The organism is Agromyces fucosus, from assembly GCF_004134865.1.
GTDB classification, from domain to species: domain Bacteria; phylum Actinomycetota; class Actinomycetes; order Actinomycetales; family Microbacteriaceae; genus Agromyces; species Agromyces fucosus.
In genome coordinates, this window is the sequence record NZ_SDPO01000004.1 from 73,484 (window position 1) to 89,388 (window position 15,905).

Below are 15,905 nucleotides of genomic sequence, written 5' to 3' on the forward strand. Positions count from 1 at the left end.
CCGTCACCCTGTTACATGCGGAAGAGCCCGAACGCCGGCTCGGGCAGCGGGGTGCGGCTCGCGAGCTCGAGCGCGAGGGCGAGCACCGTGCGCGTGTCTTCCGGAGCGATGATGCCGTCGTCCCAGAGCCGCGCGGTCGAGTGGTACGGGCTGCCCTGGTCGTCGTACTGGGCACGGATCGGATCCTTGAACGCCTGCTCCGCGGCATCCGACCAGGTCTCGCCCTTCACCGCGAGCTGGTCGCGCTTGACGGTCGAGAGCACGGATGCCGCCTGCTCACCGCCCATCACCGAGATGCGGGCGTTCGGCCACATCCAGAGGAACCGGGGCGAGTACGCCCGGCCGCACATCGAGTAGTTGCCGGCCCCGAACGAGCCGCCGATGACGACCGTGAACTTCGGCACCCGGGTCGTTGCGACCGCGGTGACCATCTTCGCTCCGTGCTTGGCGATGCCGCCGGCCTCGGCGTCGCGGCCCACCATGAAGCCCGAGATGTTCTGGAGGAACAGCAGCGGGATGCCGCGCTGGTCGCAGAGCTCGATGAAGTGCGCGCCCTTCATCGCCGACTCCGAGAAGAGCACACCGTTGTTCGCGACGATGCCGACGGGGTGCCCGTCGATGTGGGCGAAGCCCGTCACGAGGGTGTCGCCGTACTCGCGCTTGAACTCGGCGAACTCGCTGCCGTCGACGAGGCGGGCGATGACCTCGCGCACGTCGTAGGGCTGCTGCACGTCGACCGGCACGGCTGCGGTGAGCGTCGACGGGTCGACGGCCGGCGGCCTCGGCTCGCGCACGGTCCAGGCTCTCGGCGCGGGCTCGGGGAGCGTCGCGACCATGTCGCGCACGAGTTCGAGGGCGTGCTCGTCGTCTTCGGCGAGGTGGTCGGTGACCCCTGAGACACGTGAGTGCAGTTCGCCGCCGCCGAGCTCTTCGGGAGTGACGACCTCGCCGATCGCGGCCTTCACGAGCGGCGGTCCGCCGAGGAAGATCGTGCCCTGATCTCGCACGATGACCGTCTCGTCGCTCATCGCCGGAACGTAGGCGCCGCCCGCCGTGCAGGAGCCGAGCACGGCCGCGAGCTGTGGGATGCGCATCGACGAGAGCTGTGCCTGGTTGAAGAAGATGCGGCCGAAGTGCTCGCGGTCGGGGAACACCTCGTCCTGCAGCGGGAGGAAGGCGCCGCCCGAGTCGACGAGGTAGATGCACGGCAGGCGCTGCTCCTTCGCGACCTCCTGCGCGCGCAGGTGCTTCTTCACGGTCATCGGGTAGTAGGTGCCGCCCTTGACCGTCGCGTCGTTGCAGACGACGAGCACGGGGCGACCGTGCACGAGGCCCACTCCCGTGATGATGCCGGCCCCGGGCGAGTCGCCGCCGTAGAGGCCCTCGGCCGCGAGCGGCGAGAGTTCGAGGAAGGGGCTCCCCTCGTCGAGCAGGCGGTCGACCCGGTCGCGCGGCAGCAGCTTGCCTCGCGCGACGTGACGGTCGCGGGATGACTCGGGGCCGCCGAGCGCCGCGGCAGCGAGCCGCTCGCGCAGGCCGGCGACGAGCGTCGCATGCGCCTCGGCGTTGGAGCGTGCGGCATCGCCGCTCGGGTCGATGCTCGTCTGCAGGATCGGCATTCGTGCCACCAGTCTTCGTCGACGGCGCGCCCACTTGTGGCCGGCGCAGGATTTCGGTTAGTGTGCACTAACTCGATTCCCGATGTTAGCGAGCATTAACCGAGATGGCAACCACACCGAGCACGGCCGAGATCCTCGGCGACGCGCGCGCCGACGAGTCGCCTGCGGCGGTCACCGTCGCCGCGACCGCGACCGAACGCAGCCGCCAGAAAGCCGACCGGCGTCAGGCCATCCTCACCGCCGCCGCGACGCTCTTCGCCCAGCGGGGGTACGCCGGTGTCACCATCGAAGACCTCGGCGCTGCGGTCGGCGTCAGCGGCCCCGCCGTCTACCGGCACTTCCCGGGCAAGGCCGCGGTGCTCGCCGCGATCCTCCAGGGTGCGAGCCGCACGCTCCTCGACGGAGCCGAACGCGTGCTCGTCGAGGCATCCGACCCGGCTGTCTCGCTCCGTGAGCTCATCGCGTTCCATGTCGACTTCGCCCTCGGCGACGCCGATGTCATCCTCGTGCAAGACCGGGAGCTCGAGCAGCTCGACCTCGGCGCCCGGCACGAGGTGCGCCTCCTCCAGCGACAGTACGTCGAGCACTGGGTCGACACCCTCGCAAGACTCCGGCCCGATCGGGCCGAGACGGAGCTCAGGATCCGGGCACACGCCGCCTTCGGTCTCCTGAACTCCACTCCGCACAGCGCCCGCATCCCTGGACGCAGACCCGCCGACGGCACCATCCGCGGCATCCTGGAGGAAATGACATGGGCGAGCCTCATGTCGTGACCCTGCGCGCGACCCGCGTGGGCGATCTCGACGCTCTGTTCCGATTCGAGCAGGATCCCACCGCCGTGCGCATGGCCGCGTTCACCCCGCCCGACCCGAGCGATCGCGCGATGTTCGACGCCCACTGGCGGCGGCTCCTCGACGACCCGACGGTCGATGCCCGCACGGTGCGGGCCGACGGCGAGATCGCGGGCAGCGTCGCCCAGTGGTTCGACGACGGCGTGGCCGAGATCACGTGCTGGATCGACCCCTCACACTGGGGCGAGGGCATCGCCACTCGCGCCGTGCACCTGTTCGTGGAGACCCTGCCGCAACGACCGCTGCGCGCCCGCGTCGCGAGCGACAACGCACCCTCGATCGCGATACTCGAGCGCCTCGGGTTCCGCCAGGTCGGCGCCGGGTCGAGCTTCGCGAACGCTCGCGACGTCGAGATCGAGGAACGCGTCTACACGCTCGACTGACGGCGAGCGGATTCCGCGGCTCGACATGCGGCGCCCCGCTCGAGTGCCGCTCCGCTCGACGGGCTCAATCGCCCGCGCGAGCCCCGTGCTCCGCGGCGATGCCCGAGATGCGCGCCGCGAGCTCGAGGTCGCGCGAGGTGACGCCGCCGACGTCGTGAGAGCTCAGCTCGAAGCCGACGCGTCCCCAGCCGAGCTGCACGTCGGGATGGTGGTTCAGCTCGTCGGCGACGAGGGCGACGGCGTCGAGCACGCGCACGGCGCTCGCGAAGTCGGCGGTCGAGTACGTCGCGACGAGCCGGTCGCCGTCATGGACGAAGGCCGAGCCGGCGAGCTCGTCGGCGGTCTCCCCGGGGGAGAGAATGCTGCGTGCGTTCATGCCCACCATCCTCTCGCCGGGGCGCCGGTGCCGCCAGCGGCGATCACGTCGGGCCGGGCCGGCTCCTCACATCATGGTCAGCGCGCGCCCGGGCTCCCGGAGGACCGCACCGACGTCGGCGAGGAAGCGGGAGCCCTGCGCCCCGTCGACCAGCCGGTGGTCGAACGACAGGCTCAGCGTCATGACCTCGCGGAGCGCGATCTCGCCGCGGTACTCCCACGGCTGGCGGCGTACGGCGCCCATCGCGAGGATCGCCGCCTCCCCCGGGTTCAGGATCGGCGTGCCCGCGTCGATGCCGAAGACGCCGATGTTGGTGATCGAGATCGTGCCGCCCGAGAGGTCGGCCGGGCTCGTGCGCCCGGCACGGGCGGTCTCGGCGAGCGCGGCGATCGCGTCGGCGAGTTCGCCGAGCGACATCCGATCGGCCGCCTTCACGTTCGGCACGACGAGGCCGCGCTCGGTCGCCGCGGCGATGCCGAGGTTGACCCCGCCGAACCGCACGATCTCCTGCGCCTCCTCGTCCCAGCGCGAGTTGACCTCGGGGGTGCGCCGCGCGGCCAGGCACAGCGCCTTCGCGACGACCGTGAGCGGTGTCACCTTGCGCCCGGCGAACTCGCGATCGTCACGGAGCGAACGGAGCAGCTCCATCGTGGCCGTCACGTCGACGGTGAGGAACTCGGTGACGTGCGGCGCGGTGAACGCGCTCCGCACCATCGCCGCCGCCGTGTGCTTGCGCACTCCCTTGATGGGGATCCGCGTCTCGGCGGGCGCATCGGTGCGGCCGGGCGCCGTGAGCGACGACACGTCGTCGGGCACCGGCATCGCGAGAGCGGATGCCGCGCGCTCGACGTCTTCTCGCGTGATCAGGCCGCGAGCGCCGCTGCCCTCGATGGTCTCGAGGTCGAGGCCCAGGTCGCGAGCGAGCTTGCGCACGGGCGGCGTCGACCGCGGTCGTTCGGAGCGGGTCGCTGCGGCGGCCGGCGCTGCGACGGCCGCGGGCTCGGCCGGCTGCACCTCGGGAACCGGCGGCACGAGGTCGGCCGCGAGCGCCGAGCGGCGGGCGCGTCGCTTCGGGCCGGTCTCGGCAGCAGCGCCGTAGCCGACGAGATTCGGACCGGGCGCGGCGTCGGCCGCGGATGAGCCGGCCGCGGCATCCGCGTCGCGGCCCGACGATGCCGGCGCCGCCTGGGCGACCGGAGCGGGCTGTGCGGTCTGCGCAGCGGGCGACGCGGAGCCGGCGATCGGAGCCGGGCTCGAGGCATCCGCTTCGCCGGTGTCGCAGGAGAAGAGCGGGGCGCCGACGTCGATGGTCTCCCCCTCGGCCGCGTGCAGCGCCGTGATGACGCCGGCGTACGGCGACGGCAGTTCGACGACGGCCTTCGCCGTCTCGACGTCGGCGATGATCTGGTTGAGCTCGACCCGATCGCCGACGGCGACGCGCCAGGCGACGAGCTCGGACTCGGTGAGTCCCTCGCCGAGGTCGGGCAGCGGGAAGTCGCGGATCATGCTCACGCCTCCACCCCGCTCAGCGAGTTCGGCCGGCCGAGCACCCGGTCGATGCCGTCGAGGATGCGGTCGAGGTCGGGCAGGTGGTGCCGCTCGAGCTTCGCGGGCGGGTACGGGATGTCGTGGCCGGTGACGCGCACGGGAGCTGCCTCGAGGAACTCGAAGCAGCGCTCGGTGATCGAGGCGGCGAGTTCCGCCCCCACTCCGCCCTGCTGGCCGGCCTCGTGCGTGATGACGAGTCGCCCGGTGCGGCGCACGGAGGCCTCGATCGTCGCGTAGTCGACGGGCGCGATCGATCGCAGGTCGATGACCTCGACCGACACGCCGTCTTCGGCTGCCGCCGTCGCGACGTCGCGCGCCGTCTGCACGAGCGCGCCGTAGGTCACGAGCGTCACGTCGGTGCCGGTCGTCACGGTCGTCGCCACGCCCATCGGCCGGGCGTCGGCGAGGCTGGCCGTCTCGTCGACCTCGCCCTTCACGTGATAGCGGCGCTTCGGCTCGAAGAACAGCACGGGGTCGTCGCTCGCGATCGCCTGGCGCACCATCATGTAGGCGTCGGCGGGATCGGAGCACGCCACGACCCGCAGCCCCGCGGTGTGGGCGAAGTACGCCTCGGGCGACTCGGAGTGGTGCTCGGCCGCGCCGATGCCGCCGCCGAACGGCACGCGGATCGTGATCGGCATGCGGACGTTCCCGCGCGAGCGGTAGTGCAGCTTCGCGACCTGCGCGACGATCTGGTCGAACCCCGGGTAGATGAATCCGTCGAACTGGATCTCGATGACGGGTCGGAAGCCGCGGTAGGCGAGGCCGACGGCGGTGCCGACGATGCCGGCCTCGGAGAGCGGCGTGTCGACGACCCGCTTCGCACCGAACTCGGCCTTCAGCCCGTCGGTGACGCGGAAGACGCCGCCGAGCGTGCCGATGTCCTCGCCCATGAGCACGACCTTGTCGTCGTCGGCGAGCGCGCGGCGGAGTCCGGCGTTGAGGGCCTTCGCGAGCGTGAGCGTGGTCATCGTGCGCCTCCTTCGGCGGTCTCGGATGCCGCGGCGCCCGTGCTGTTCTGCGTCGACCCGTCGTCGAACATCGAGAGATAGCGCGTGTAGTGGTCGCGCTGCCGCTCGAGGTGGCTGTTGGGCTCGGCGTAGACGTGGTCGAAGACCGTGAGCGCCTCGGGATCGGCGATCGTCGTGATCGCGGCGCGGAGCTCCGCCGCAGCGCGGTCGGCGTCGGCCGCGACGTCGCGCTCGAGGCCCGCGATGTCGACTCCGGATGCCTCGAGCAACGCGAGCACTCGTGCGAGCGGGTCGCGCTCGCGCCACTCGGCGAGCTCGTCGTCGGTGCGGTAGCGCTTGGGGTCGTCGGCCGTCGTGTGCGGTCCCATGCGATAGGTGACCGCCTCGATGAGCGTCGGGCCGGCACCGCGGCGAGCGCGGTCGAGTGCGATGCGGGTCGCGGCGAGCACGGCGAGCACGTCGTTGCCGTCTACGCGCACGCCCGGCATGCCGAAGCCGTCGGCCCTGCGGGCGAGATGCTGCTTCGACTGCAGGCCCACGGGCTCGGAGATCGCCCACTGGTTGTTCTGGCAGAAGAAGACGACCGGGGCGTCGAAGCTCGCGGCGAAGACGAATGCCTCGTTGACGTCGCCCTCGCTCGTGGCGCCGTCGCCGAAGAACGCGATCGCCGCGGCATCCGAGCCCTCCCATGCCGCGCCCATGGCGTAACCGGTCGCGTGCAGCGCCTGGGCGCCGATGATGATCTGCGGCACGGCCATGCCGTGCTCGAAGGGGTTCCAGCCCGAGGCGGCGGTTCCGCGCCAGACCGAGAGGAGTTCGGCAGGCTCGACGCCGCGCACCCACGCGAGCGCGTGCTCGCGGTAGCTGGAGAAGATGAAGTCGTCGTCGCGGAGCGCGCGGCCCGAGCCGATCTGCGCGGCCTCCTGGCCGGCGAGCGGCGGCCAGAGTCCGAGTTCGCCCTGACGCTGCAGCGCGGTGGCCTCCGCATCGATGCGCCGCACGATCGCCATGTCGCGGTAGAGGCGGCCAAGGGCGCCGAGGTCGATGTCGGCGATCCACGGATCGAACTCCGCGTTCGCGTGGCGTTCGCCCGTGGGGGTCACGAGCTGCACGAGGTCGTCGTCGGGCCGGGTGAGCTCGCGCTGCGTCAGGAGCCCGGTGGCGTCTCGGTCGGATGGGGTCATCGTCGATCCTCGCTGTCGGCGGGCTCGCTTCGTGGGCTGCCCGCGCCCGGCGGCACTGCCGGATACCCTGAGCGTACGTCGATCTCGCACACAGCTCAACCAACCAAAGCCCCGTTGAGCATGTTGCACGGTTGCAGCACCCGGTCGGCTGCTATCGTGTGGCGTTATGACCGGTTACGACGCTGTCGACAAGGCGCTGCTCACGGCGCTCGCCCCCGACCCGAGGGCGACCGTGGTGGCGCTCGCCGATCGCCTCGGGCTCTCGCGCAACACGGTGCAGGCGCGCATGGCGCGCCTGGAGGCGTCCGGCGCGTTCCTCTCGTTCGAGCGCAGCATGGACCCGGCCCCGCTCGGCTACCCGATCGAGGCCTTCATCTCCGTGCACGTTCGCCAGAAGCTGCTCGGCGAGGTCGTCGACGAGATCGGGCGCATTCCCGAGGTGATCCAGGCGCACGGGCTCTCGGGGTCGATCGACCTGCTCGTGCGGGTCGTCTGCCGCGACGCGCACGACCTCTTCCGCATCGACGGCGAGATCCTCGCGATCGACGGCGTCGAGCGCACCGAGACCTCGCTGGCGATGGGCGAGCTCATCCCCTACCGGCTCGCGCCGCTCCTCGAGCGCTGACCCGCTGCGCGCGCCGGACGCACTGGGCGGCGGCCCGCACTCAGCCGAACGACTCGATGTACTCCTCAGCAGGCCCGAGCTCGGGAACCTCGCGCAGTTCGATCGCCTCGCCGCTCCGCTCGAGTTCGAGCACGGTCACGGTGTTGACACCGGCACGCAGCACGGGGGACGGCACGTAGAGCGTGACCTGCGGTCCGATCTCCCAGTACCGGCCGAGGAGGAAGCCGTTGACCCAGACGAAGCCCTTCACGAAGCCGGGCAGCGCGAGGAAGGTGTCGGCGGCGGCGTCGATCTCGAGCACAGCGGTGGAGAACCCCGCGGCACCTGGCTCGACCCCCTCGACCCCCTCGCCGCCCGCGACAGCCGCCTCGAGTTCGGCAGAGGTCCACTCGGCGAGCGCGATCGGTCGGCTCCGCCAGCCCTGCACGATCCGGCGGTCGACCTGCACTGCGCCGAGGATGCCCTTGCCCTGGCCCAGCAGCGGCCCGTAGTTGATGCGGCCCTGGTTCTCGACGAGGACCTCGAGGCGCACGCGCTCGCCGTGACCGGAGAGCTCGAGACCTGCAGCCGCGCTCACGGTGTCGACGGCGCCGACGAACCGGCCGTCGACCCAGACCAGGGCGCGGTCGTGCAGGCCCCGGATCGAGAGCGTGCTCGCGCCGTTCGGCAGGATCGGGGTCGCTTCGTAGAGCACGAGTCCGGCGTCGAGCCCGAGCGACTCGAAGCTCGCGGGCGACACGGAGACGGATGCCTCGTCGCCGCCCGCCGCCCGCATCGCCGGCAGCAGCGCCGCGGCCGGCGTCGTGAAGAGCCGTCGGGCGGCGAGCACGGGTCGATCCTCGGGTACGGCCGGCGGAACGACGCCGGTGAATGCCTCGAGTCGCTGCCGAAGCATCCGACCCTTCTCGGTGATGTCGCCGTGCTCGCTCACCGGGGCGTCGGAGTCGTAGCTCGTGACCGTCGGCTGCAGCACGCGGCCGTCATGGTTCGCTCCCGACCAGAGCCCGAAGTTCGTGCCGCCGTGCGCCATGTAGATGCTGACGGAGCCGCCGACCTCGAGGATCTCGTCGATCACCCCGACCGAACCGCGGGGCTCGCGCACGTGATGGTGCTCGCCCCAGTGGTCGAACCAGCCGTTCCAGTACTCGGCGCAGAGGAACGGTTCGCCGTCGCGGCGCGAGCGGAGGAGCTCGGCCGCCTCGCGGGCGCGGGAGCCGAAGGTCGCGGTCGCGAGCACCTCGGGCAGGGTGCCGCCGTCGAGCATGAGCTCGGTCGGCCCATCGGCGGTGTAGAGCAGTTCGGTGACACCGCGTTGCACGAGCGCGTCACGGAGCCGGCTGAGATATCCCGAGTCGTCGCCGTAGCTGCCGAACTCGTTCTCGAGTTGCACGGCCACGATCGGTCCGCCGCGACTCGCCTGCAGTGCGGCCAGCCGCGGGATGAGCTCGTCGAACCATTCCTCGACGGCGGCCATGTACTGCGCGTCGCTCGAGCGCGGGCGGAGTCCGGGCACGCCGGTCAGCCACGACGGCAGGCCGCCGTTGTCCCACTCGGCGCAGATGTAGGGGCCGGGTCGCACGATGACGTCGAAGCCGAGCTCGCCGGCCAGTTCGATGAAGCGTTCGACGTCGCGCCATCCGCTGAAGTCGGCGGCGTCCTGGCCGCGCTGATGGAAGTTCCACGCGATGTAGGTGTCGACCGTGTTGAGGCCGAGCGCCGCAAGGCGTTCGAGCCGGTCGCGCCAGAGCTCGGGGTGCACGCGGAAGTAGTGGATCGATCCGCTCAGCACGCGGTGCGGCGCACCGTCGCGGAACAGCTCGCCGTCGCGGAACGTGAGGATGGGCGAAAGGTCGCGACCGGGTCGCGCCGCCGACGCGACGGGCTCGCCGGCTGCGATCACGGTCGCGGTGGTGGTGTCGGATGGAGCGGGGCGGGTCACTTGATGGCTCCGGCGGTGAGGCCCGCGCGCCAGAAGCGCTGCAGGGAGAGGAAGGCGATGACGAGCGGGATGATCGAGAGGAAGGCGGCGACGACGACGGTGCCCGCTGGCACGTTGCCGTTGGAGGCCGACCAGCCGACGAGCCCGACGACGACCGGCTGCAGGGAGGTGTCGTTCAGCACCATCGCCGGCAGGAGGTAGTTGTTCCAGACCTCGACGAACTGGAATAGGAAGATCGTGACGAGGGCGGGAGTCATGATGCGCATCGACACCGACCGGAAGATGCGGAACTCCCCCGCGCCGTCGAGACGACCGGCCTCGATGAGCTCGTCGGGCACCGACTGCGCGGCGAAGACGCTCGCGAGGTACACGCCGAACGGGCTCACGATCGACGGGAGCAGCATCGCGAGCGGGGTGTTCAGGAGCCCGACCTGGTTGAACATGAGGAAGAGCGGCAGGGTGAACATGACCTTGGGGATCAGCACCGCGGCGAGGATGACCCCGAACACGACGCCCCGCCCGCGGAACGCGTACTTCGCGATGGCGTAGCCGGCCATGGCCGACACCACCGTGCCGATGAGCGCGGCAGTGCCCGAGTAGAAGATGCTGTTCAGCATCCACCTGCCGAAGATGCCGTTGTTCACGTCGAAGACGAGGGCGATGTTGTCGACGAGGCCGAAGCCGTCGAACCAGAGGCCGCTGCCGCTGAACTGGTGACCTGCGGGCTTCGTCGCCGCGACGATGAGCCACCAGATCGGCATCAGGAAGTAGAAGGCGGCGAGGAGCAGCACTGCCATGACGCCGGTGCGGCTGGCCGGCGTGGTGTCGCGCTGACCGCGGGGGCGGGTGGCGGACGCGAGGGTCGGGGTCAACGGTCTCCCCTTCCGGTGATCTTGAAGAAGACGAAGGACGTGACGCCGACGAGCACGGCGAGCACGACGGACTCCGCGGCGGCGTACGGGTAGTTCTGCGCCGCCACCTGCGCCTGTGCGGCCATGAGCGGCGTGTACGTCGAGGTGATCGCACCACCCGAGATGGGCTTCAGCACGGTCGGCTCGTTGAAGAGTTGGGCGGAGCCGATGATCGAGAAGACGGTCGTGAGGATGAGGGCCGGCCGCACCATCGGGATCTTGATGCTCCAGGCGGTGCGCCACGACGAGGCGCCGTCGATCTTCGCCGCTTCGAGCGTCTCGGCGGGGATGGTCTGCAGTGCCGAGTAGATGATGAGCATGTTGTACCCGGTCCAGCACCACGTCACGACGTTCGCGACCGACCAGAGGGCGAGCGCATCGCTGAAGAACGGGATGGTGAACCCGAACGCGGACTCGAGGAACCCGTTGATCGGACTCGTGACGGGCGAGTACAGGAACGACCACATCACCGCGGCGACGACGCCGGGCACCGCGAAGGGCAGGAAGCTGCCGAGGCGGAAGAAGCCCCGGCCTCGCGCCGACTTCGAGTCGATGAGCAGCGCGATGAAGAGGGCGAGCCCGAGCATGACGGGCACCTGCACGACGCCAAACAGCAGCACCCGGCCGAGCGAGGCGATGAACTCGTCGTCGGTGAAGACCCTCGCGTAGTTGGCGAAGGGATCGAAGGCGAGGGTCGGCGCGGTGAGTCCGAGCCCGTCGCGCTGCAGGGTGAAGAGGCTCTGGATGAACGCGAACGCGATCGGGGCCAGGTACATCGCCACGAACAGCAGGAGGAACGGGGTGAGGAACAGCCATGGCGTGCGCCACCTGCGCACGCGCGCACTTGCTCCGTTCGTGGTGACCGCGGTCATGTCGCTCCTTGTCGTGCGTGCATCATGGGCCGGGTGGCGGGCCGGTCGACCCGGTCCGCCACCCGCGGGTGCGCGGCGATCGCCGCGAACCCCTGCTCTACTCGGAGACCGAGAGGCCCTGGGCCTCGAGCGCGTCCACGGTCTTCTGCTGTGTGGTCGCGAGCGCGTCGGCGATGGTGCCGGTGCCGGCCCACGCCCCGCTCAGCCCGTCGTCGAGGAACCCGACGGTCTCGGGCATGTTCGGGCCCCAGACCCACCCATCGGCGACGTGCTCGGAGGATTCGGCGAAGACCTCGTAGATGTTCTGCCCGCCGAAGTAGTCGTCACCCTCGCTGAGCACCGGGAGCGTGAGCAGGTCGGTGGCGGCCGGGTAGAGGCCCGCCGACTCGACGAGCGCCGAGTAGGTGTCGGCGTCGGTGCTCATGAAGTGAGCGAAGTCCCACGCGGCCTCGGGGTTGTCGCAACCCTTCAGCACGGCCGTGCCGGATCCGCCGACGTTGCCGGTGATCTCGTCGCCGGCGTTCCACTGCGGCATCGGCGCAACGGCCCACTTGCCAGCGCCGTCGGGGGCGCTGCCCTTCAGGATGCCGGCGATCCAGACGGCGCCGACGTGCGTGGCGATGCTGCCGTCGCCGAGGCCGGTGTACCAGGACTGGTCCCACATGGGGGCGGGGCTCAGCAGACCCTCGTCGACCATGCCCTGCCAGTACGAGGCGACCTCTCCGCCCTCGGGCGAGTCGATCGAGACGTTCCACGAGTCGCCGTCGACGCCGAACCAGGGCGCCTGTGCCTGCCAGTCGAATCCGGCGTAGTCGTAGTTGAGGTACGTCGCCGAGATGTACTTCGACGGGTCGGCCGCGTGGATCTGCTGCGCTGCCGCCTTGTACTCGTCCCACGTGGTCGGCACGGCGATGCCGAGTGCGTCGAAGACCTCGGTGTTGTAGAAGAGGGCCATCGGGCCCTGGTCGACGGGCACGCCGTAGACGGCGTCGCCGACGCTCATCGCCGCCCAGGTGGCCGCGCTGAAGTCGCCCTCGTCGTCGGCGGCGATGTCGGACACGTCTTCGAGGGCGCCCTGAGCGGCGAAGCTCGTGAGCGTCTCGTAGCCGACCTGGCCGAGGCACGGCGCATTGCCCGCGGTGACCGCGTTGAGCATCTTCTCGTAGCCGCCCTTGGCTCCGGGGGAAACCTCTTCGTAGTTGACCTTCACGTCGTCCTGCGAGGCGTTGTACGCCGCAACCGCGTCGGCATAGCCCGGGGCCCAGCCCCAGAAGTCGATCTCGGCGGGGCCGTCGGCGGTCGCGCCGCCCCCGCTCGAGCAGGCCGTGAGCGCGAGGCCCACCGCGACGGCTCCGGCCAGACCGGCCGAGCGAAGTGCTGTCTTCTTCACTGAATCTCCCTTGAATGTGAATGCAGAGGTGCTGGCCGCGGGGGCCGTCGTCGGACAGCATTACACAGATTGTTACCGATCTCAACAACTCGAGTCCCCATTGGATCAAGGAACCGCTCGAAATCCCCACCGAAATCTGTCGGATGGGTATGATCGGTAACATCGACGCGGATGGAGGGTCCATGCGCACTGACGCCCCGATGGAGCGACCATGAGCAGCACACCGAGATCTCCCGCCGGCCGGGCCCCCGACATGGCCGACGTCGCCGCACTCGCGGGCGTCTCGAAGCAGACCGTCTCCCGCGCACTCAGCAATCACCCGAACGTCACCGCGCGCACCCGAGCGAAGGTCGAGGAGGCCGTCGCCCAGCTCGGCTACCGGCGCAACGCCGCTGCGAGCATGCTCTCCTCCGGGCGCAGCCGAACGATCGGCGTCGTGAGCATGCCCACCCTCAACTACTCGAGCGCCGTCATCAGCTACGGCATGGAGCGCGCCGCGCGAACGGCCGGCTACGCCGTGAGCATGGCCACGACGACCTCGCTCTCCCCCGAGGCCATCGCCGAGGCGATGTCCCGCCTGGCGGAGCAGGCCGTCGAGGGCATCGTGCTGGTCGTGCCGCTGCTCGTCGGCAGCGATGCGACCGAGGAGATCAGCCGCCGCATCCCGACCGTGACGATCGACGGATCGAGGTCCGCGTCGACGCAGGTCGTCGCCGTCGACCAGGCGACCGTCGGCCGGGTCGCGACCGAGCACCTGCTCTCACTGGGACACGAGACGGTGTGGCACCTCGCGGGGCCCGGCGAGTGGGTGGAGGCCGGCGAACGCGAGAGCGGATGGCGCGCGGCGCTCGAGGCCGCGGGTCGTGACGCACCCCCCATCCTGCGCGGCGACTGGTCACCGGAGTCGGGCTACCAGGCCGGACTCCTCCTCGCCCGCATGCCCGAGGTGACGGCGATCTTCGCCTCGAGCGACGAGATGGCGTTCGGCGTCATCCGGGCCCTGCACGAACACGGTCGCCGCGTGCCCGACGACGTCTCGGTCATCGGCGTCGACGACATCGCCCTCGCCGCCTACTGCAGCCCGGCTTTGACCACCGTGGCGCAGCCGTTCGAAGAGATCGGTCGCCTCGCGGTCGGCCATCTGATCGAGGTCATCGCCGACCCCGATTCGACACCCGAGCAGACCACCGTCGACGCGACGCTCATCGTGCGCGGCAGCACGGCACCGCCCGCCTGACGCCGAACGCGTCGCGCCTCCCACTCGACGCCGAACACTCGACGCAGAACACCCGCCGCTCGATCGCGCCCGTGGTAGCGTCTGGCGCCATGACGGGCACCGGCTCCGATCAGGCATCGCTCGCGAGACGACTGCGCATCGCCGTGCTGCGTTGCGAGCGACTCCCCCGCTTCGTGACGTGGGAGATCCCCGACGTCGAGTCGCTGTTCGACGACGACCACCGGCTCCTCGATGCCTTCGCCGAGCGCGGCGTGGACGCCGAGCCCGTCGCGTGGAGCAGCGCGGAGGTCGACTGGAACGCCTACGACGCCGTCGTGATCCGGAGCACGTGGGACTACGTCGACCACCTGCCGCAGTTCCTCGAGACGGTCGCCGCGATCGAGCGATCGAGCGCCTTGCTGCTGAACCCCGAGGGGGCCGTGCGTTGGAACGCCGACAAGCACTACCTCGACGACCTCGATCGCCTGGGCGTTCCCATCGTGCCGCTGGTGCGCGGAACCCCGAGGACCGGAGCGCGTCTCAGCGCGGACATCTCCGAGTCGGGTTGGGACGAGCTCGTCGTGAAGCCCGCGGTCGGCGTCGGCGGATCAGGGGTCGTGCGCACGACCGCCGCAACCCTTCAGCAGGCCCTCGACGCCTTCCCACCCGATGCCGAGGTCATGGTGCAGCCGTTCGCCGACGCGATCCTCGACGAGGGCGAGCTCTCGTTCATCTTCATCGGCGGATCCCTGAGCCATGTGCTGCGCAAGCGACCTGCGATCGGCGACTTCCGCGCGCACGGAATCTACGGCGGCACCATCGAGGTGAGCGATGTCGCCGATTCGGATGTCGCGGAGGTGCAGGCGATGCTCACTCGCCTGCCGTACGACCTGCTGTACGCGCGCGTCGACGTCGTGCGCGTCCACGGCCGGCTCGCCGTGCTCGAACTGGAGCTCATCGAACCGATGCTCTACTTCGGCCTCGCGCCGGGCAGCGCGGCGAGATTCGCCGAGGCGACCCTCCTCCGGTTCGAACGTCGCACACGCCCTGCGCGATAAGTTGCAAACAAATGCTTGCAAAGATTTCTTTGCAGCGATACCTTTGCAACATGGCAACCACGAACCCCGCCGACATCACGGCCCAGCCCAGCAGCAGCCGCCACCCCGGCATCGACCACGTGCTGCCGTCGGCGAGCCTCAAGTCCCTCGCGCACCCGTTGCGCGTCCGCATCTACGACGAGCTCTCGGCATACGGCCCGCTCACCGCGAGCGGGCTCGGCGAACGACTCGGCGAATCGAGCGGCTCGACGAGCTACCACCTGCGGCAGCTCGAAGGCGCCGGGCTCGTGCGCGAAGACACCACGCGAGGAAAGGGCCGCGAGCGCTGGTGGGAGCGCACGCCGGGTTCGATCGCGATTCCCGATGCCCGCTCGCTGCCGCCGGGCAGCGCCGACCGTCTCGCGGTCAAGCTCGTCGAAGACGAGTGGTTCCGCAAGCGCGAACAGAACTTCCGCGAGTTCCTCAGCGAGGGCGAGCACGTCTTCGACGACGCGTGGCTCGACGTCGCGACGAGCGACACCATCAACCTGCGCCTGACGCCCGAGCAGCTGAGCGGCCTCGTCGCCGACATCGACGCGGCGATCGCGAAGTACGTCGCGGCCTACAAGCGCACACCGTCGACCGGCTCCCGGCCCGTGCAGCTGCACGTCAACGCCTTCCCGCTCGTGCGCGGGGAGGTCACCGAAGACCCGTCGAAGAACGACACCCAGAAGAACGACACCTCTCCGAAGGAGGAACGATGACCACTCTCCTCTCCCCCGATTCCGGACTCCTCTCCGGCTGGGCGGTGCGCAGCGGTCTCAGCCTTGCGAGCTGGGGACTGCAGCGCGCAGCTCGACGCAACGATCGAGATCGTCTGCAGCGCCGCATCGATGCACGAGCCACCGCCGAGGCGGCACTCGCCGAGCGCGATGCACTGCACCGCAGCGCCGGCTTCCTGCCCATGTGAGCCGCTCCGCCGC

General features: G+C 70.4%; 16 protein-coding genes. 7 read left to right on the forward strand and 9 right to left on the reverse strand.

Annotated features, from left to right (window positions below; translation table 11 throughout):
• Positions 1-11 precede the first annotated feature (11 nt).
• Positions 12-1,619, reverse strand: coding sequence for a carboxyl transferase domain-containing protein (locus tag ESP57_RS15855; RefSeq protein WP_115962575.1), 1,608 nt, complete (start codon positions 1,617-1,619; stop codon positions 12-14).
• A gap of 104 nt (positions 1,620-1,723) precedes the next feature.
• On the opposite strand from ESP57_RS15855, the gene ESP57_RS15860 reads away from it, so the two are divergent.
• Together ESP57_RS15860 and ESP57_RS15865 are read left to right on the forward strand one after the other, a co-directional pair.
• Positions 1,724-2,392 (forward strand): TetR/AcrR family transcriptional regulator, encoded by a 669-nt coding sequence (locus tag ESP57_RS15860; RefSeq protein WP_082571594.1) that lies wholly within the window; start codon positions 1,724-1,726, stop codon positions 2,390-2,392.
• On the forward strand, positions 2,371-2,853 hold the full coding sequence (locus ESP57_RS15865; RefSeq protein ID WP_056013663.1) for a GNAT family N-acetyltransferase: 483 nt from the start codon (positions 2,371-2,373) through the stop codon (positions 2,851-2,853). The genes ESP57_RS15860 and ESP57_RS15865 overlap by 22 nt, the downstream gene beginning before the upstream one ends.
• 64 nt (positions 2,854-2,917) lie before the next feature.
• Here ESP57_RS15865 and ESP57_RS15870 read toward each other — a convergent pair whose 3' ends face one another.
• The 4 genes from ESP57_RS15870 to pdhA form a co-directional block, all read right to left on the reverse strand.
• Positions 2,918-3,229: a 4a-hydroxytetrahydrobiopterin dehydratase gene (locus ESP57_RS15870; RefSeq protein ID WP_165877501.1), complete on the reverse strand. Its 312-nt coding sequence runs from the start codon at positions 3,227-3,229 to the stop codon at positions 2,918-2,920.
• Positions 3,230-3,295: 66 nt separating this feature from the next.
• Positions 3,296-4,735 carry a dihydrolipoamide acetyltransferase family protein gene (locus tag ESP57_RS15875; RefSeq protein ID WP_129232242.1) on the reverse strand — a complete coding sequence of 480 codons (1,440 nt, stop codon included), beginning with the start codon at positions 4,733-4,735 and terminating at the stop codon, positions 3,296-3,298.
• A gap of 2 nt (positions 4,736-4,737) precedes the next feature.
• Positions 4,738-5,748, reverse strand: coding sequence for an alpha-ketoacid dehydrogenase subunit beta (locus ESP57_RS15880; RefSeq protein ID WP_129232243.1), 1,011 nt, complete (start codon positions 5,746-5,748; stop codon positions 4,738-4,740).
• On the reverse strand, positions 5,745-6,932 hold the full coding sequence (pdhA, locus tag ESP57_RS15885) for a pyruvate dehydrogenase (acetyl-transferring) E1 component subunit alpha (RefSeq protein ID WP_129232244.1): 1,188 nt from the start codon (positions 6,930-6,932) through the stop codon (positions 5,745-5,747). The genes ESP57_RS15880 and pdhA overlap by 4 nt, the downstream gene beginning before the upstream one ends.
• Before the next feature lie 166 nt (positions 6,933-7,098).
• Here pdhA and ESP57_RS15890 point away from each other — a divergent pair, with 166 nt between their 5' ends.
• Entirely contained in the window at positions 7,099-7,557 is a 459-nt protein-coding gene (locus tag ESP57_RS15890; protein ID WP_056013675.1) for an Lrp/AsnC family transcriptional regulator, read from the forward strand.
• A gap of 40 nt (positions 7,558-7,597) precedes the next feature.
• Here the strand turns inward: ESP57_RS15890 and ESP57_RS15895 are convergent, their stop codons facing one another.
• The 4 genes from ESP57_RS15895 to ESP57_RS15910 all read right to left on the reverse strand — a co-directional run bounded on the left by ESP57_RS15895 (position 7,598) and on the right by ESP57_RS15910 (position 12,669).
• A complete protein-coding gene (locus tag ESP57_RS15895) occupies positions 7,598-9,496 on the reverse strand; it encodes a glycoside hydrolase family 35 protein (RefSeq protein ID WP_243648561.1) in 1,899 nt (632 codons plus the stop codon).
• Entirely contained in the window at positions 9,493-10,368 is an 876-nt protein-coding gene (locus ESP57_RS18620; protein ID WP_056013678.1) for a carbohydrate ABC transporter permease, read from the reverse strand. The genes ESP57_RS15895 and ESP57_RS18620 overlap by 4 nt, the downstream gene beginning before the upstream one ends.
• Positions 10,365-11,279: a carbohydrate ABC transporter permease gene (locus ESP57_RS18625; protein WP_056013683.1), complete on the reverse strand. Its 915-nt coding sequence runs from the start codon at positions 11,277-11,279 to the stop codon at positions 10,365-10,367. The genes ESP57_RS18620 and ESP57_RS18625 overlap by 4 nt, the downstream gene beginning before the upstream one ends.
• A gap of 97 nt (positions 11,280-11,376) precedes the next feature.
• On the reverse strand, positions 11,377-12,669 hold the full coding sequence (locus tag ESP57_RS15910; protein WP_207904571.1) for an ABC transporter substrate-binding protein: 1,293 nt from the start codon (positions 12,667-12,669) through the stop codon (positions 11,377-11,379).
• 211 nt (positions 12,670-12,880) lie between these two features.
• Here ESP57_RS15910 and ESP57_RS15915 point away from each other — a divergent pair, with 211 nt between their 5' ends.
• The 4 genes from ESP57_RS15915 (at position 12,881) to ESP57_RS15930 (ending at position 15,892) form a co-directional block, all read left to right on the forward strand.
• Positions 12,881-13,906: a LacI family DNA-binding transcriptional regulator gene (locus ESP57_RS15915; protein ID WP_243648562.1), complete on the forward strand. Its 1,026-nt coding sequence runs from the start codon at positions 12,881-12,883 to the stop codon at positions 13,904-13,906.
• Positions 13,907-13,995: 89 nt separating this feature from the next.
• A complete protein-coding gene (locus ESP57_RS15920; RefSeq protein ID WP_129232245.1) occupies positions 13,996-14,943 on the forward strand; it encodes an ATP-grasp domain-containing protein in 948 nt (315 codons plus the stop codon).
• A 50-nt stretch (positions 14,944-14,993) separates the two neighbouring features.
• On the forward strand, positions 14,994-15,686 hold the full coding sequence (locus ESP57_RS15925; RefSeq protein ID WP_158556787.1) for an ArsR/SmtB family transcription factor: 693 nt from the start codon (positions 14,994-14,996) through the stop codon (positions 15,684-15,686).
• Positions 15,683-15,892, forward strand: a complete 210-nt coding sequence (locus ESP57_RS15930) for a hypothetical protein (protein WP_056013695.1) — start codon at positions 15,683-15,685, stop codon at positions 15,890-15,892. Before ESP57_RS15925 ends, ESP57_RS15930 begins: the two co-directional genes overlap by 4 nt.
• The last annotated feature ends 13 nt before the right edge of the window (positions 15,893-15,905 follow it).

What these genes read in the sequence shown, in the direction of transcription:
- ESP57_RS15855 (WP_115962575.1), bottom strand. Translation starts at nt 1,619, where the DNA reads ATGCCGATCCTGCAGACGAGCATCGACCCGAGCGGCGATGCCGCACGC.
- ESP57_RS15860 (WP_082571594.1), top strand. Translation starts at nt 1,724, where the DNA reads ATGGCAACCACACCGAGCACGGCCGAGATCCTCGGCGACGCGCGCGCC.
- ESP57_RS15865 (WP_056013663.1), top strand. Translation starts at nt 2,371, where the DNA reads ATGGGCGAGCCTCATGTCGTGACCCTGCGCGCGACCCGCGTGGGCGAT.
- ESP57_RS15870 (WP_165877501.1), bottom strand. Translation starts at nt 3,229, where the DNA reads ATGAACGCACGCAGCATTCTCTCCCCCGGGGAGACCGCCGACGAGCTC.
- ESP57_RS15875 (WP_129232242.1), bottom strand. Translation starts at nt 4,735, where the DNA reads ATGATCCGCGACTTCCCGCTGCCCGACCTCGGCGAGGGACTCACCGAG.
- ESP57_RS15880 (WP_129232243.1), bottom strand. Translation starts at nt 5,748, where the DNA reads ATGACCACGCTCACGCTCGCGAAGGCCCTCAACGCCGGACTCCGCCGC.
- pdhA (WP_129232244.1), bottom strand. Translation starts at nt 6,932, where the DNA reads ATGACCCCATCCGACCGAGACGCCACCGGGCTCCTGACGCAGCGCGAG.
- ESP57_RS15890 (WP_056013675.1), top strand. Translation starts at nt 7,099, where the DNA reads ATGACCGGTTACGACGCTGTCGACAAGGCGCTGCTCACGGCGCTCGCC.
- ESP57_RS18625 (WP_056013683.1), bottom strand. Translation starts at nt 11,279, where the DNA reads ATGACCGCGGTCACCACGAACGGAGCAAGTGCGCGCGTGCGCAGGTGG.
- ESP57_RS15915 (WP_243648562.1), top strand. Translation starts at nt 12,881, where the DNA reads ATGAGCAGCACACCGAGATCTCCCGCCGGCCGGGCCCCCGACATGGCC.
- ESP57_RS15920 (WP_129232245.1), top strand. Translation starts at nt 13,996, where the DNA reads ATGACGGGCACCGGCTCCGATCAGGCATCGCTCGCGAGACGACTGCGC.
- ESP57_RS15925 (WP_158556787.1), top strand. Translation starts at nt 14,994, where the DNA reads ATGGCAACCACGAACCCCGCCGACATCACGGCCCAGCCCAGCAGCAGC.
- ESP57_RS15930 (WP_056013695.1), top strand. Translation starts at nt 15,683, where the DNA reads ATGACCACTCTCCTCTCCCCCGATTCCGGACTCCTCTCCGGCTGGGCG.